Raw genomic sequence first — 14,366 nt, 5'->3', positions numbered from 1 at the left:
ACCGGCGCCCGACGCGCCGGGCCATCTCGATTCACGATTCACGATTCACACGAGGAGACGGGCAATGAAGCAGTGGACGGCAGCACTCACGATCGTACTGGCGGCAGGAGCGGCCCACGCCGGTGACTGGACGGGCAAGGAGATCCGCCTCGGGGTCGATCCGACCTACCCGCCACTTGAATACAAGCTGCCCGACGGCACGTTGACGGGATTCGGGATCGACATCACGAACGCGTTGTGCGCGGAACTGCATGCCCGTTGCGTGTGGGTCGAGTCGAGCTTCGACGGGATGATCCCGGGGCTGCTCGCGCGCAAGTTCGACGTGATCGCGTCGTCGATGACGATCACGCCGAAGCGGATGCAGCAGATCGCCTTCACCAACCGCATCTCGAACGCGCCGGCCCGGCTGATCGCGCGCAAGGGCTCGCCGTTGCTGCCGACGGCCGATTCGCTGAAAGGCAAGCGCGTCGGCGTCGAGCAGGGTTCCGCGCAAGCCGATTACGCGATTGCGAACTGGCAGCCGGCCGGCGTACAGCTCGTGTCGTACCAGAACCAGGATCAGGTCTATGCCGATCTCATGTCGGGACGGCTCGACGCCGCGTTCCAGGCGTCGATCGCGGCCAGCGACGGCTTTCTGAAAAAGCCGCAGGGCAAGGACTATATGTTCGTCGGCGCGCCGATCGACGACGTGAAGTATTTCGGACAGGGAGACGGCCTCGGTCTGCGCAAGCAGGACAACGACCTGCGCGACGCGTTCAACCGCGCGCTGGCGACGATCCTGGCGAACGGCACGTATCAGAAGATCAATCGAAAGTACTTCGCCTTCGACATCTACGGCGCGAAGTAACCGTCTCGCTCCTGGCATGCACGCAGGCCCGACGATACAAATAAGGAAAGCGAATGAACTGGAGATCATTTCTCACCGCCATCCCGGCGCTGTGCGCCGCGCCCGCGTTCGCGCAGGGAAGCGTGACGCTCTACGGCCTCGTCGACGCCGGCATCGACTATACGAACAACGTCGGGGGCCGCGGCGCATGGCAGATGGCGAGCGGCTTCGCGCAGGGCAGCCGCTGGGGGCTGAAGGGGACCGAAGATCTCGGCGGCGGCTATAACGCCGTGTTCCAGATCGAAAATGGCTTCAACGTGAACACCGGCACGCTGGCACAGGGTGGGCGCATGTTCGGGCGGCAAGCGTATGTGGGGCTGGGCAGCGCGCGTTATGGCACGCTGACGCTCGGGCGGCAGTACGATTCGGTCGTCGATTATCTCGCACCGACGACCGCCAACGGCAGTTGGGGCGTCTATCCGTTCGCGCACCCGCTCGACAACGACAATACGGGAAACACGTTCCGCACAAACAATACGGTCAAGTACGCGAGCCCTGATTTTTCCGGCTTCTCGTTCGGCGGCACGTACAGTTTCAGCAACGACACCGGGTTCGCGACCAATCGCCAGTGGAGCGTCGGCGCGCAGTACGAGCAGGGCGGCTTGCTGGTCGGCGCGGCGTTCCTGAATGCGGACAATCCGGGCGCGACATCCGGCGGCGCAATCGCGGGCTCCGGTTCGGTCGGCGCCGATGCGAACTTCGTGTCGGCGCGGCTGAGAATCTTCGGCGCCGGCGTCAACTACACGGCCGGGCCCGCGACGATCGGGTTCGCGTACACGAACAGCAACGTCACGCGACCGACCGCGAACGTCGGCTACTTGTTCGGCGACGAGACGATCGAACCCGTCACGGGGCCGCTCGTGGGCGGCACGGTGACGTCGATCAAGTACCAGAACGTCGAGGTGAACGGCAAGTACCAGTTCACGCCGGCATTTTTCGTCGGCGCGCAGTACGTGTACACGATGGTGCGCTACGACGCGACGACAGGCACCGCGAAGCCGAAGATCCATTCGATCGGCTTGATGGCCGACTACAACTTATCGAAGCGCACGGATGTCTATCTGATGGGCGCCTACCAGCGGATTGCCGGCGACGCGACCGGCTCGTCGCTCGATCAGGCCTATATCCCCGGCGCGGCCGATCTGTCGTCGAATGCGAAGCAGGTGATGGTGCATGCGGGGATTCGGCACCGGTTCTGACGGTTGCCGGTTCTGACCGCAATGACGGCCGCCGGGCAAGCGGCCGCTTCAACTGCCGATGCCTACTATCCGGTCCTCGCCGCCGGACCGCGAAACCGGTCGATCCGGGAGTCGATGCTCATCGATCTCGATGCATGCCATCCATGTCGGATGATGCTGTCCAGATAGTTGCGTTAGCCACGTTAGCCGTTGCCGACGGCCGGCGTCAGAACCGGCAGACTTCGACCGAAAACGAGTTGACCCTTCAGCTTCCCGACAGACTCGGTCGATAACGCATTCCATCGCAGTAAAGCGCGATGTCAGCCAGCAGCAGGTGCCCACCGTTCACGCCCGACGAGTCGATATGACAGGACGCACAGTCACCGCGCGCGGGATCGTCGAACAGCCGCTTGCCGCGCAACGCTGCACGGTCGGTGCGACCTTGCCGTCGAGGGCGTAGTCGAACTTTCTCGTGGACGGGGATGTCCTCGTCCGAGGGCGGTCGAGCAGCGCGACGACTTCTGCCCGCATGCGCCACGGCCCGGGAAAATGGCCCCCGCATCGGGCGTACCTATCGCCCCCCCATTCGATAGGTGCGAAAACCCCCTTTCATCAAGAGCCCGCAGCAACCCGCCCCCTCCCGCCCCTCATCCCACCCTCAATTTCCCATTTGACTTCGTATCTTTCGATATATATCTTTCGATACATCTTCCGACACAATGGAGTTCTGCCATGCGTCACCGTCACCCTCATTCCCACGCACATCACGGCCGCCACGACGACGGCTGGGGCCGTCATCCGATGGCCGAACTGTTCTGGCAAGCGATCGGCCGCCATCGGGGCGGTGGCGGCGGCGGCCGGCGCGGCTTCGGCCCGTTCGGAGGAGGCGGTTTCGGCGGCGATGACGAAGGCCTGCCGCGCGGCCGCCAGTTCACGTCCGACGACCTGCAGCTGCTCCTTCTCGCCCTGCTCGCCGAGCAGCCGAGTCATGGCTACGAGCTGATCAAGGCGCTTGACACCCGTTCGAGCGGCTTCTATGCGCCCAGCCCCGGCATGGTGTACCCGGCGCTCACGTACCTGGAGGAAGTCGGCTACGTGACCGTGGAAGTCGAAGGCAACCGCAAGCGCTATGCGCTCGCCGACGCCGGCCGCGAGCACCTCGCCTCGCAGCGCGAGCAAGTCGAGCTGCTGTTCGCGAAGCTTACCCACTTCGGACTCAAGATGGAATTCATGCGGCGCGCATTCGCGGGCGAAGGCGCCGAGGCCGGCGACGACACGCGCGGCTGGCTGAAGGATTTCGTCGAGGCCCGCCTCGCGCTCAAGCGCGCGCTGCTGCACAAGGCCGGCGCAAGCGCGGACGAACAACGCCGCATCGCCGCCATCCTGCTGCGCGCCGCCACCGAGATCGAAAGCGGCTCCGCAGCCTGAGCAGTCCACCCAGCCGCACCCTGGAGAACCGATACATGCAAAACCAAGCCGAGCGCGCGGTGATCCGCGTCCGCCATCCGCTCAAGTTCCGCCTGCTGCACGTCAAGCTGATCACGCCCGTCACGCCGCATCTGTTGCGCGTCACGCTGACCGGCCCCGATCTCGACGATTTCGAATCGGCGTCGTTCGACGACCACGTCAAGGTGTTCTTCCCCGCACCGGGGCAGGACGCTCCGCACATGCCGACGCTCGGGCCCGACGGCCCCGTGTTTCCGGAGGGCCAGCCGAAGCCCGTCGCGCGCGACTTCACGCCGCGCCGCTACGATCGCGCCGCGCGCGAGCTGGATCTCGAGTTCGTGCTGCACCATCCCGGCCCCGCCTCCACCTGGGCGGCGCAGGCGCGCATCGGCCAGACGCTCGGCATCGGCGGCCCGCGCGGCTCGTTCGTCATCCCGAATGATTTCGACTGGCATCTGCTGATCGGCGACGACACCGCCTTGCCCGCGATCGCGCGCCGCCTGGAGGAATTGCCCGCGGGCACGCGCGTCGCGGCCGTGCTGGAAGTCGCGGATTTCTCGGCGCAGGTCGAATTCCGCAGCGCCGCCGAGCTGCATCTGATCTGGCGTCACCGCGACACGGAAGCCGCCGGCGGCGACAGCGCGCTGCTGCACGCGCTCCGCGATCTGCCGCTGCCGTCCGGCGACGGCTACGTGTGGGCGGCCGGCGAGGCCGCCGCGATGCGCGCCGTGCGCCAGCATCTGTGCGGCGAGCGCGGCGTCGACAAGAGCCGCATCCGCGCGGCCGCCTACTGGAAGCGCGGCGCGGCCGCGGTCCACGAAACGCTCGACGACTGATCCCGCGCAGGTTGCGCGGTTGCATCTACCCGGTGCATCGCCTATACCTGTTCAAACGCCGAAGCGCGCGCACTGCGCAGCCCCGGCGCGCAAACGGGCACGCCGTTCCGGTGTCGGGGAGGCCACCATGCAAGCGCTCAACCTGATCATTCAGCTGGCAAGCGGCGCGACGGGCGGCAACGTCGCGGGCGCGCTGGCCGAGAAGTATGGCCTCGGTCCGCTCGGCAACACGCTCGCGGGCCTCGTCGGCGGCGGCCTCGGCGGGGAACTCATCAAGTCGGCGCTGGGCGCCTCCGCCCAGGCGGCAGGCGGCTTCGATCTCGGCGCGCTGCTCGGCGACGTCGGCGCCGGCAGCGCGGGCGGCGCCTGCTTGACGATCGCCGCCGGCCTCGCGCGCGCCCGCTTCGCACGCCGGCTTCACTGAGCGCGCGCCGCCATGAACACGAACCCGCGTCGCGCGCCCTCCGCGGTTCTGCTGCGTCGTCTCAGGATCGCCGGCTACTGCGGCCTGGCCGCCATCGCGCTCGCGCTGTTCGTCGCGATGTGCGCGATCCTCGCCGACAGCGCGCTCGATCGGCAAACCGCGCGACCCGTGATGGACGACGGCACCGAACTGCATGGCGGCACGCCCGCCGCCGGATCGGCCGCCCCTGCTCAAGCGGGCCCGTCCAGCTGAGCGCGCCGCCGCACAGCGTCCTGCCTCAGCGCGCGCGCAGGCGGCCGAACAGCCGCGCGTGCAATGCCTCGCCGATCCGATCGCACAGCGCGGTCAGCCCGCGCCCGTAAAGGTGCACGGCCAGCGCGCCCGCGGTGCCCACCAGCACGCCGCCCACCATGTCGAGCGGCCAGTGCACGCCTGCATAGATGCGACCCCACGCCACCGCGAGCGCGACGCCGATCAGCGCCGCCCCGGCCGCGCGCGTCGTGCGCGCGAGCAGCAGGCCCGCCGTGATGCTCCACACGAAGGTCATGTGATTGCTCGGAAACGAGCCGTCCGGCGCATGCGGGATCAGCTGCGCGCCGACGCCCGCGACGAACGGCCGGGGCGAATACCAGAACGTCGAGATCACCTGCGCGAGCGCGAGCGCCGCGCATGCGGCGAGAGCCGCCTCGATCGCCTGACGACGCGTCGCGTGCTGCGCGCCGAGCGCCCAGGTCAGGGCCAGCAACAGCGGTACGACATAGACGAGCCACCGCGCACAGAACACGGCGAGATGAACGACGGCGGGATGGGGGGTGGAACCGGCGTTGAGCGCGGTGAAGACGATGAGATTGAAATTCTGCATGGAATCGAAACGGGGGACAAAGCGCACGAACCGAATCAATCGATGCGCGCGATGATGCCGGACGCGTACACCGGAAGAGACGCCGGAATCCGGTGCGCCACGAATTGAAAGAAAGCGCCGGATTATAACGACGCCGGGGTTTGAACACGTGTGCAGCGCAGAAGTTCAACCGTCCTTATCGAGGCCGACCCACCCCATCGACGCCCGATATCCCGTAAGCTCTCACCTTGCATCCCGGAAATGCTCACCTTCTGAAAGCCTGATGTACGGCGAGCAGCGCCACCATGCAAGCTTAGGCAAGAATCCATCAGACTTGTCTCAAGATTATCAATACTCGTTCGCTCGATATCTCGAAAGACGCAATAATCTTTTCCATTTGCGGCATCGCACAATCGATACACAGAAGCATACGATATCGACACCTCTCATCCACGAAGCGATCAACAAGGAGTCCGCATGAATCCCAGCCAGGTCCGGTCGAAAGCATTTGCGATGCCTCTTACCAGCCCAGCATTCCCGATGGGCCCTTATCGCTTCGTCAATCGGGAGTTCCTGATCATCACGTATCGCACCGACATGGACCGGCTGCGCGAGATCGTTCCGGAGCCGCTGAAGGTGGTCGAGCCGCTCGTGCATTACGAATTCATCCGCATGCCGGATTCGACCGGCTTCGGCGACTACACCGAGAGCGGCCAGGTGATCCCGGTCGAATTCAACGGTCAGCCCGGCGGCTACACGCTCGCGATGTACCTGAACGATCACCCGCCGATCGCGGGCGGCCGCGAGCTGTGGGGCTTCCCGAAGAAGCTCGCGCAACCGACGCTCGAAACCCACATCGACACGCTGATCGGCACGCTCAACTATGGCCCGGTGCGGGTTGCGACCGGCACGATGGGCTACAAGCACCGCGAGCTGGACAACGCCGAGCAGACGAAGCGCCTCGCCGGCGCGAATTTCCTGCTGAAGATCATCCCCCACGTCGACGGCTCGGCGCGGGTATGCGAACTCGTGCGCTACTACCTGCAGGACATCAAGATGAAGGGCGCCTGGACCGGCCCGGCATCGCTGCAACTCGCGCCGCATGCGCTCGCGCCGGTCGCGGAGCTGCCGGTGCTCGAAATCGTCGAGGCCCGGCACCTGATCGCCGACCTGACGCTCGACCTCGGCGAAGTCGTCTACGATTACCTCGCGCAGTGACGCACGCGTTTTCTTCCTTTCACTTCTTACTGGGAATTCGATCATGAGCAATCTGAATGGCAAAACGGCGGTCGTGACGGGCGCGGCGAGCGGGATCGGCAAGGAGATCGCGCTGGAACTGGCGAAGGCGGGCGCGGCGGTGGCGATCGCGGACCTGAACCAGGACGGCGCGAACGCGGTGGCGGAACAGATCAAGCAGGCGGGCGGCAAGGCGATCGGCGTCGCGATGGACGTGACCAGCGAGGAAGCGGTCAACAGCGGGATCGACAAGGTGGCGGCGGCCTTCGGCACGATCGACATCCTGGTGTCGAACGCGGGCATCCAGATCGTGAATCCGATCGAGAACTATGCGTTCTCGGACTGGAAGAAGATGCAGGCGATCCACGTCGACGGCGCGTTCCTGACGACCAAGGCGGCGCTCAAGTACATGTACAAGGACGATCGCGGCGGCGTGGTGATCTACATGGGCTCGGTGCACTCGCACGAGGCGTCGCCGCTGAAGTCGGCCTATGTGACGGCGAAGCACGGCTTGCTGGGCCTCGCGCGCGTGCTGGCCAAGGAAGGCGCGAAGCACAACGTGCGCTCGCACGTGGTGTGTCCGGGCTTCGTGCGCACGCCGCTCGTCGACAAGCAGATTCCGGAGCAGGCGAAGGAACTCGGCATCAGCGAAGACGACGTGATCAAGAAGGTGATGCTCGGCAACACGGTGGACGGCGTGTTCACCACGGTCGAGGACGTCGCGCAGACGGTGCTGTTCCTGTCCGCGTTCCCGAGCGCCGCGCTGACCGGCCAGTCGTTCATCGTCAGTCACGGATGGTTCATGCAATGAAGCCGCACGCCAGAACCGAAAAGCAGGCGGTCGATCCAGCCGACCTGCACGAGACCAGCATCACGCCGCCTCACGTGTTGCCGTACGAGACGATCGCGCTCGTGCTGCAAGGCGGCGGCGCGCTCGGTGCCTACCAGGCGGGGGTGTTCGAGGGCCTGCATGAAGCAGGCGTTCCGCTCAACTGGATCGCCGGCATCTCGATCGGCGCGCTCAACACCGCGCTGATCGCCGGCAATCCGCCGGAACGGCGCGTTGAGCGCCTGCGCGAATTCTGGGAAACGATCTGCCAGCCCGCGTTCTTCCCCGCGCTGCCGGCCGCGTTCGAGTTCGCGCTGTTCAACAGTCACGATTCGGTGCGCACCTTCTTCACGGCGAGCCAGGCGGCCAGCGCGGTGATGCAGGGCCAGCGCGGCTTCTTCGTGCCGCGCTTCCCGCCGCCGCTCCCGGGCGCCACCCAACCGCCCGGGAAGGTCAGCTACTACGACACCTCCGCGCTGCGCGCGACGCTGCTCAAGCTGTGTGATTTCGACCGCATCAACTCGGGCGAAACGCGGGTGTCGGTAGGCGCCGTGAACGTCGGCACCGGCAACTTCATCTACTTCGACAACACGAAGACGACCCTGCGGCCCGAGCATTTCATGGCCTCGGGCGCGCTGCCGCCCGCGTTCCCGCCGGTGGAGATCGACGGCGAGTTCTACTGGGACGGCGGCATCGTCTCGAACACGCCGCTCATGGAAGTGCTGCGCGCGTCGCCGCGACGTGACACGCTCGCGTTCCAGGTCGACCTGTGGAGCGCGCGCGGGCCGCTGCCGGAATCGATGAACGACGTCACCGAACGCACCAAGGACGTCCAGTACTCGAGCCGCACGCGCTTCGTCACCGACACCCTGCAACGCGAACAGCGCTTTCGCAACGTGCTGCGCCGCGTGCTCGACCAGGTGCCGGAAGCGCAGCGCAAGAGCGATCCGTGGTGCCAGCAGGCCGAGGTGCTGTCATGCAGCAAGCGCTACAACGTGCAGCACCTGATTTATGAGCAGAAGGCCTACGAGCAGCACTACAAGGACTACCAGTTCGGCTTGTCCACGATGCGCGACCACTGGAGCGCCGGGCTCACCGACATCCGGCGCACGCTGTCGGTCAAGGACGGGCTCGCGCTGCCCGACAACGACGCGGGCTTCGTCACGCACGATATCCACCGCATGCGCTGAGCGCGCCGCATCAAGCCGGTGCGCACCCGCGCGCCGGTTGTTTCCGACGTCTCATTCCCCGCCCTCGCATCGCCATGCCGATCCTCATCGTCTTCATCGTGCTCGCCGCCCTCGTCTGGGGCGCCGTCTATGCCTTCCAGTCGATCGCCGCGCACTTCGGCGAGCCGATCGCGATCGGTGCGGCCGTCATCGCGGCGGCGGCGCTCGTCGCGCTGGTGTCGTGGTGGCTGCGCCGGCGGCGCGACATCGCGCCCAATACGAAGCAGGACGGCTGGACCCATGAATTCCGGCACGCCGGGGCCACGCTGCGGCTGTCGGCGACCAAGGGCCTGCTGTCGCTGTCGCAGGACGGCAAGGAAGGGCTCTACACGCTGACCGAGCTGACCGGCTGCGCGGCCGAAGCCGCCAACGACGCGTGGTGCCTGATCGTCAAGGTGCGCGACCCGCAACGCGCCGCGTGGACGCTGCCGATGCGCAGCAAGCGCGATGCGCAGCGCTGGGCGCGCGTGCTGTCGCTCGCGCAGACCCAGCGCCTGTGAAAGGCGCGCCGCAGCCGCCCCCGGCGCGCGGCGCGCACCGGCCCGCCTGGGGAACAGCCCCCTTCTTGTGCCCGATGTAATGACCGAAAGAAAGCACCGGCCAGAAAGAGCGGTCGCGCCCTCGTCACGTCGCCCTCGTCACGTCGCCCTCGCTGTCGTCCCTTCAGCGTGACAGTGCCCTTCGCCTAACGTACGATAGTCCGGAACGTGCCCTCATCGCAGATACTCACGACAGCCTGCATCGATGAATCGTCATCCGGACTTGGAACTGCCCCAAGTGACACTATGCGCAGCCGACTCGGTCCATCCGGCGCTCGCCGCCCGCGCGCTGGACATCTCGGCTGCGCAATGCGCGTTCGCCGACGCGATCCTGTTCAGCCACGAAGCCGTGCCGAGCAGCGCACGCACGGTACTGATTCCCCGCCTGCAGTCGGGGGCGGAATATTCTGCTTTCATGGTCAAGGATCTCGCGAGTCATGTGACCACGCCTTGGGTGCTGGTCGTTCAGTGGGACGGCTATGTGGTGAACGCGGCCGCATGGAGCCATGCGTTCCTCACGTACGACTACATCGGGGCATGCTGGCCGTTCCACCAGGACGGCATGAATGTGGGCAACGGCGGATTTTCCTTGCGCTCGGCGAAATTACTGCAGGCGCTTGCCGATCCGCGAGTTGAGCTTATTCCCGGCATGAACGAGGATGATTTGATCTGCCGGGCATACCGGCCGTTCCTGGAGACCGAGTATGGCATTCGATTTGCGCCTGCAGAGGTCGCGGCCCGCTTTTCCTATGAACATACCCGGCCCACAGCGCCGACATTCGGCTTTCATGCCGCGTACAACATGTGGCGACACGTCGACGACGAGGCGTTGATGGACATCGTCCGCACGCTGAACGAGCGGACCTTCACATCGACCATGGTCATGCAGTTGCTGATGGTCTACTGCGAGCTGCGGAAATTCCCCTGCGTGAAGACAATGTACGAACGCTATCGTCGTCTCTGGAGCCCGCAACAGCTCAAGCAAAACATGGTGAATATGGGCCTCCCCGGCGACGTCGCCTTGACGTATATCGACATCTGCGAAAAGACAGCGAACATATCTGGCGACAGCGCTCGTCTTGAGTAACAGCGCGCGTCGAACCGAAGCCGGGGGCCGCACGCCGTGCAGGCAAGTCGCACGGCTCGTGCGGCCCCAGCGCCTGTGACGCACGCGGCGGCGGCCGACTACCCGCCGCGCGTGCCGGCTTCTCGCTTCGGGAACAACACGCCCTCCCGTACCCGATTGCCCGGCGCGACGCCCTCGCCCCAGCGCGCCTCCCAACGCGGCGGCGCCGCCAGTCCCAGCCATTCGCACAGCGTGGTCATCTTGCCCGGCATCACCGGATGCAGCAGGCCCGCGACGCGCCCCAGCCCTTCGACCACCAAGTACAGCACCGTATCGAGCCGCGCGGATGCGTCGGCGTCCGCCTGCCTCGCCAGCACCCACGGCGCGCGATGCGCGACATAGGCATTGAGTTCCTGCACGAGCGCCATGACCTGCTCGACCGCGCGCCCGAGCCGCATGTCGTCGACGAGCGCGAGCACATGCGCGGGCAGTGCGTCGGCGCGCGCGATCAGCGCCGCCTCCTCCGCATCGTAGCCATGCGGCGCGGGCACCCGGCCGCCGCGATACTTCGCCACCATCGACAGCGTGCGCGAGACGAGATTGCCGAGATCGTCGGCCAACTCCCCGCTCAGGCGCCGCGCGAGGACCGCATGGCTGATGATCCCGTCGAAGCCGAAGCTCACCTCGCGGACCAGCGTGTAGCGCAACGCATCGACGCCGTAGGTGTCCGCCGCTTCGAGCGGATCGACGCCGTTGCCGAGCGACTTGCTCATCTTGCGGCCGTCCGCGCCGAGCAGATGGCCCGACACATGCAGGCGCCGATAGGGCGCGATGCCGAGCGCGTGCAGCATGCTCAGCCAGAACAGCGTGTGCGTGCGCAGGATGTCCTTGCCGATCACATGCCGCACGGTCGGCCAGTACGCGGCGAAATCGGGATGGTCCGGATAGCCGAGCGACGACACGTAGCTGAGCAGCGCATCGAACCAGACGTAGGTCACATGCCCGGCGTCCCACGGAATCGGAATCCCCCACGCGAGACGCTCGACGGGTCGCGAGATGCTCAGATCGCCGATCGGCTCCGCCAGCAGCTTCAGCACTTCGTTGCGGTACTGCGCGGGCTGGATCAGGTCCGGCTCGTCGCGCAGCAGCGCGCGCATCCAGTCGCGATGCCGCTCCATCCGGAAGAAATAGTTGGGCTCGCGCCGCGGCACGGGCGGCTCCTTGTCCTCGGGCAGCTTGCCGTCCACCAGTTCCTTGTCGGTGACGAAACGCTCCTGGCCGACCGAATAGAGGCCTTCATACTCCGCCAGATAGATGTCGCCGGCCTCGTGCAGCCGCGCGAGGCACGCGGACACCACCTCGGCGTGCGCGGGCGCGGTGGTGCGGACGAACCGGTCCGGCTCGACGGCCAGCCGCCGCCATGCGTCCTCGAACGAACGCGCGTGACGCTCGGCGAACGCACGCGGCATCTCGTTCGCCTGCTGCGCGGCGCGCGCGATCTTCTCGCCGTGCTCGTCGGCGCCCGTGAGCGAGATCACCGCGTGCCCGGCCGCGCGCAGGTAGCGGGCCATGATGTCGGCGTGCACGCTCGCATAGGCATGGCCGAGATGGGGCCGGTCGTTGACGTAGTAAATCGGCGTGGTGATGTATCGAACCGTCATGGCCTCTCCGGAAATGAAAAAGGGACGCCCGCGGCGTCCCTTTTTTACAAGCAAAAAGCCCTCAGCGCCCGGGTGGATAACCTGCCAGGGGCATACGCATCGAACGGAAGAAGACTTGAGTGGCTTGCATGAATGAGTGGATTGAATCAGGTGGCGAACCGGCGGCCGTGACCGCGTGCGATTCATCGTGACAGGTAACGCAGCGCGTGTCCAGCGGCGAGGTGTGTGAAGCGGTAGCCCGGCGACCGGATCCCGGCGCATCGGCGACACGCTCCCGACAAATCTCACCCTTCATGGCAGCCGCACCGCCAACGTGAGCGTTGCGCACGCAATCGACTCACCGTCGTGCCTCGCGAACGAACGGCATGCATGTGCCGCGTCCGGGAAAAAGGACGGACGCCTATCCGTTAGAACGTCGCGCGTCCTTCCAGGAAAAACACGCACGCGCCTTCCAGCTCGATCCGTTCGCCGAGCAGCCGGCAACGTATCTCGCCGCCGCGCGCCGACGCCTGATAGGCGCGGAATGCCGTCTTGCCGAACCGCGCCGCCCAGTACGGCGCGAGCATGCAGTGCACGCTGCCCGTCACCGGATCTTCCGGCACGCCCTTCGCCGGCGCAAAGTAACGGCTCACGAAATCGTAGCCCGCATCGCCTTCGGCCGTGACGATCACGCCGCTGCGGTCGAGCGCGGCCAGTGCGCTCATGTGCGGCGTCAGCTCGCGCACCGCCCGGGCATCCGGCAGGCGAGCGAGATAGCTGAACGCGTTGACGCATACCTCGACCGGCTCGACACCCAACGCAGCGACGAGCCCGGGCGGCGACGCGCAGACCTGCGCGTCGCGAACCGGGAAGTTCATGACGTAGGCGTCTCCGCGCCGCTCGACCGTCAACGGCCCGCTCCGCGAATGGAACACGACGCGCGTGCGTCCCGGCTCGACGCGCTCCATCACGACGGCCGCGCTCGCGAGCGTCGCGTGTCCGCACAGCGGCACTTCGACCGCCGGCGTAAACCAGCGCAACCGGTAGTCGCCGCCTTCCGGCACGACGAATGCGGTCTCCGCGAGATTGTTCTCGGCGGCGAGCGCCTGCATCGTCGCGTCGTCCGGAAAGCGTTCCAGCAGCATCACGGCGGCGGGATTGCCGGCGAAACGCCGGCTCGCGAAAGCATCGACCTGATAGATCGGTACGCCGGCCGACGGCGCGCGCAGGTGTTCGAAAGCCATGCCCGGACTCAGTGTCGAGGAAAGGGACGCAAGCAGGACGCCGCGCGACGGCTCAAGGCAAACCGTTACTGCAGTATTCGGCGAAACCGGGCCGCTCGGCAAGGCTGTCGAAATACGCGGAGACCGCCGGCAGGTCCGGCTTGTCGAACGGCGTGCCGAACCAGCGATTCACCGACAGCCCGATCGAAATATCGGCCAAGGTGAACGCGCCGCCCGCGACGAACGCACCGGTCGCCTCGAGCTGCGCATCGAGAAGCTCCATGCGACGCGTCCAGTTCACGCACGAGGCGCGGATCTGCTCGGGATCCTGGTGTGTCGGCTGCTTGCGGATCAGGCCGAGAAACGCATAGCTCCATGCAGGATTCAGCACGGTCGCCTGCCAGTCGAGCCACTGGTCGACGCGCGCCCGCGCATGCGGCTCGACCGGATACAGGTGCTCGCCGCCATAGACGGTAACCAGATAGCGAACGATCGCATGCGATTCCCACAGCACGAAATCGTCGTCCTGGATCACGGGCACGAGCCCGTTCGGATTCAGTTCGAGGAACTCAGGCGTCTGCGTGGGCCGAAAGCCCGCGCCCCAGTCTTCGTGTTCGAACGCGAGTTGCAATTCGGCGCAGGTCCACAGCACTTTGCGGACGTTGATGGACGGCGCCTTACCGAGAATCTTCAGCATGTCGGCTCACCCGTTGGAAGAGGAGCGATCGATTCTAGAGGACGTGCACAGGCCCGTATAGAGACAGTTCGGGACGCGCGGGCCGGTGCACTTCGACGCGGCGCGCGGCTCCGCGCACAGCTCCCGAAAACACTCACCTTTCGAGCGATCGCGGTTGAATTCGCCGAGGGTTCGCGCGCCGTCCGTGGACCCAGGAATACGTTTGCGCCTTGCGCCTCTTGCGCCTCTTGCGCCTCTTGCGCCTCTTGCGCCTCTTGCGCCTCTTGCGCCTCTTGCGCCTCTTGCGCCTCTTGCGC

15 protein-coding genes are annotated in these 14,366 nt (G+C 66.2%); 11 read left to right on the top strand and 4 right to left on the bottom strand.

What is annotated here, in order from left to right; all coding sequences use genetic code 11:
- Positions 1–64 precede the first annotated feature (64 nt).
- From AC1RQF_RS14425 to AC1RQF_RS14400, 6 genes are all read left to right on the top strand, one after another.
- Positions 65–847: an ABC transporter substrate-binding protein gene (locus AC1RQF_RS14425; protein WP_492872308.1), complete on the top strand. Its 783-nt coding sequence runs from the start codon at positions 65–67 to the stop codon at positions 845–847.
- Between the two features lie 53 nt (positions 848–900).
- Positions 901–2,085, top strand: a complete 1,185-nt coding sequence (locus AC1RQF_RS14420) for a porin (RefSeq protein ID WP_492872307.1) — start codon at positions 901–903, stop codon at positions 2,083–2,085.
- Between the two features lie 711 nt (positions 2,086–2,796).
- Positions 2,797–3,492 carry a PadR family transcriptional regulator gene (locus AC1RQF_RS14415; RefSeq protein ID WP_492872306.1) on the top strand — a complete coding sequence of 232 codons (696 nt, stop codon included), beginning with the start codon at positions 2,797–2,799 and terminating at the stop codon, positions 3,490–3,492.
- A gap of 35 nt (positions 3,493–3,527) precedes the next feature.
- Positions 3,528–4,346, top strand: a complete 819-nt coding sequence (locus AC1RQF_RS14410) for a siderophore-interacting protein (RefSeq protein ID WP_492872305.1) — start codon at positions 3,528–3,530, stop codon at positions 4,344–4,346.
- Between the two features lie 127 nt (positions 4,347–4,473).
- Positions 4,474–4,770 (top strand): hypothetical protein, encoded by a 297-nt coding sequence (locus AC1RQF_RS14405; protein WP_273997153.1) that lies wholly within the window; start codon positions 4,474–4,476, stop codon positions 4,768–4,770.
- Positions 4,771–4,782: 12 nt separating this feature from the next.
- Positions 4,783–5,022 carry a hypothetical protein gene (locus AC1RQF_RS14400; protein ID WP_273997154.1) on the top strand — a complete coding sequence of 80 codons (240 nt, stop codon included), beginning with the start codon at positions 4,783–4,785 and terminating at the stop codon, positions 5,020–5,022.
- A gap of 25 nt (positions 5,023–5,047) precedes the next feature.
- Here the strand turns inward: AC1RQF_RS14400 and AC1RQF_RS14395 are convergent, their stop codons facing one another.
- On the bottom strand, positions 5,048–5,632 hold the full coding sequence (locus AC1RQF_RS14395) for a phosphatase PAP2 family protein (RefSeq protein ID WP_273997155.1): 585 nt from the start codon (positions 5,630–5,632) through the stop codon (positions 5,048–5,050).
- A gap of 456 nt (positions 5,633–6,088) precedes the next feature.
- On the opposite strand from AC1RQF_RS14395, the gene AC1RQF_RS14390 reads away from it, so the two are divergent.
- From AC1RQF_RS14390 to AC1RQF_RS14370, 5 genes are all read left to right on the top strand, one after another.
- A complete protein-coding gene (locus AC1RQF_RS14390; RefSeq protein ID WP_492872304.1) occupies positions 6,089–6,829 on the top strand; it encodes an acetoacetate decarboxylase in 741 nt (246 codons plus the stop codon).
- 43 nt (positions 6,830–6,872) lie between these two features.
- Positions 6,873–7,658, top strand: a complete 786-nt coding sequence (locus AC1RQF_RS14385; RefSeq protein ID WP_492872303.1) for a 3-hydroxybutyrate dehydrogenase — start codon at positions 6,873–6,875, stop codon at positions 7,656–7,658.
- Positions 7,655–8,866 carry a patatin-like phospholipase family protein gene (locus AC1RQF_RS14380; protein ID WP_273997157.1) on the top strand — a complete coding sequence of 404 codons (1,212 nt, stop codon included), beginning with the start codon at positions 7,655–7,657 and terminating at the stop codon, positions 8,864–8,866. The genes AC1RQF_RS14385 and AC1RQF_RS14380 overlap by 4 nt, the downstream gene beginning before the upstream one ends.
- A 74-nt stretch (positions 8,867–8,940) precedes the next feature.
- Positions 8,941–9,405 carry a signal peptide protein gene (locus tag AC1RQF_RS14375; RefSeq protein ID WP_492872302.1) on the top strand — a complete coding sequence of 155 codons (465 nt, stop codon included), beginning with the start codon at positions 8,941–8,943 and terminating at the stop codon, positions 9,403–9,405.
- Positions 9,406–9,649: 244 nt separating this feature from the next.
- Complete coding sequence (locus AC1RQF_RS14370; RefSeq protein ID WP_492872301.1) at positions 9,650–10,531, top strand: DUF5672 family protein; 882 nt, start codon at positions 9,650–9,652, stop codon at positions 10,529–10,531.
- Positions 10,532–10,629: 98 nt separating this feature from the next.
- On the opposite strand, the gene AC1RQF_RS14365 is transcribed toward AC1RQF_RS14370, so the two are convergent.
- The 3 genes from AC1RQF_RS14365 to AC1RQF_RS14355 form a co-directional block, all read right to left on the bottom strand.
- The gene (locus AC1RQF_RS14365) at positions 10,630–12,171 is read right to left on the bottom strand and encodes a class I tRNA ligase family protein (RefSeq protein ID WP_273997160.1); all 1,542 of its coding nucleotides are present in this window, start codon (positions 12,169–12,171) and stop codon (positions 10,630–10,632) included.
- 407 nt (positions 12,172–12,578) lie between these two features.
- Entirely contained in the window at positions 12,579–13,394 is an 816-nt protein-coding gene (locus tag AC1RQF_RS14360; protein WP_492872300.1) for a PhzF family phenazine biosynthesis protein, read from the bottom strand.
- A 52-nt stretch (positions 13,395–13,446) separates the two neighbouring features.
- Positions 13,447–14,070 carry a glutathione S-transferase family protein gene (locus AC1RQF_RS14355; RefSeq protein ID WP_273997162.1) on the bottom strand — a complete coding sequence of 208 codons (624 nt, stop codon included), beginning with the start codon at positions 14,068–14,070 and terminating at the stop codon, positions 13,447–13,449.
- Positions 14,071–14,366: the final 296 nt, after the last annotated feature.

It is taken from the genome of Burkholderia sp. GW821-FHT14F03, assembly GCF_058803765.1.
This window is presented reverse-complemented; position numbering and strand designations above follow the sequence as displayed.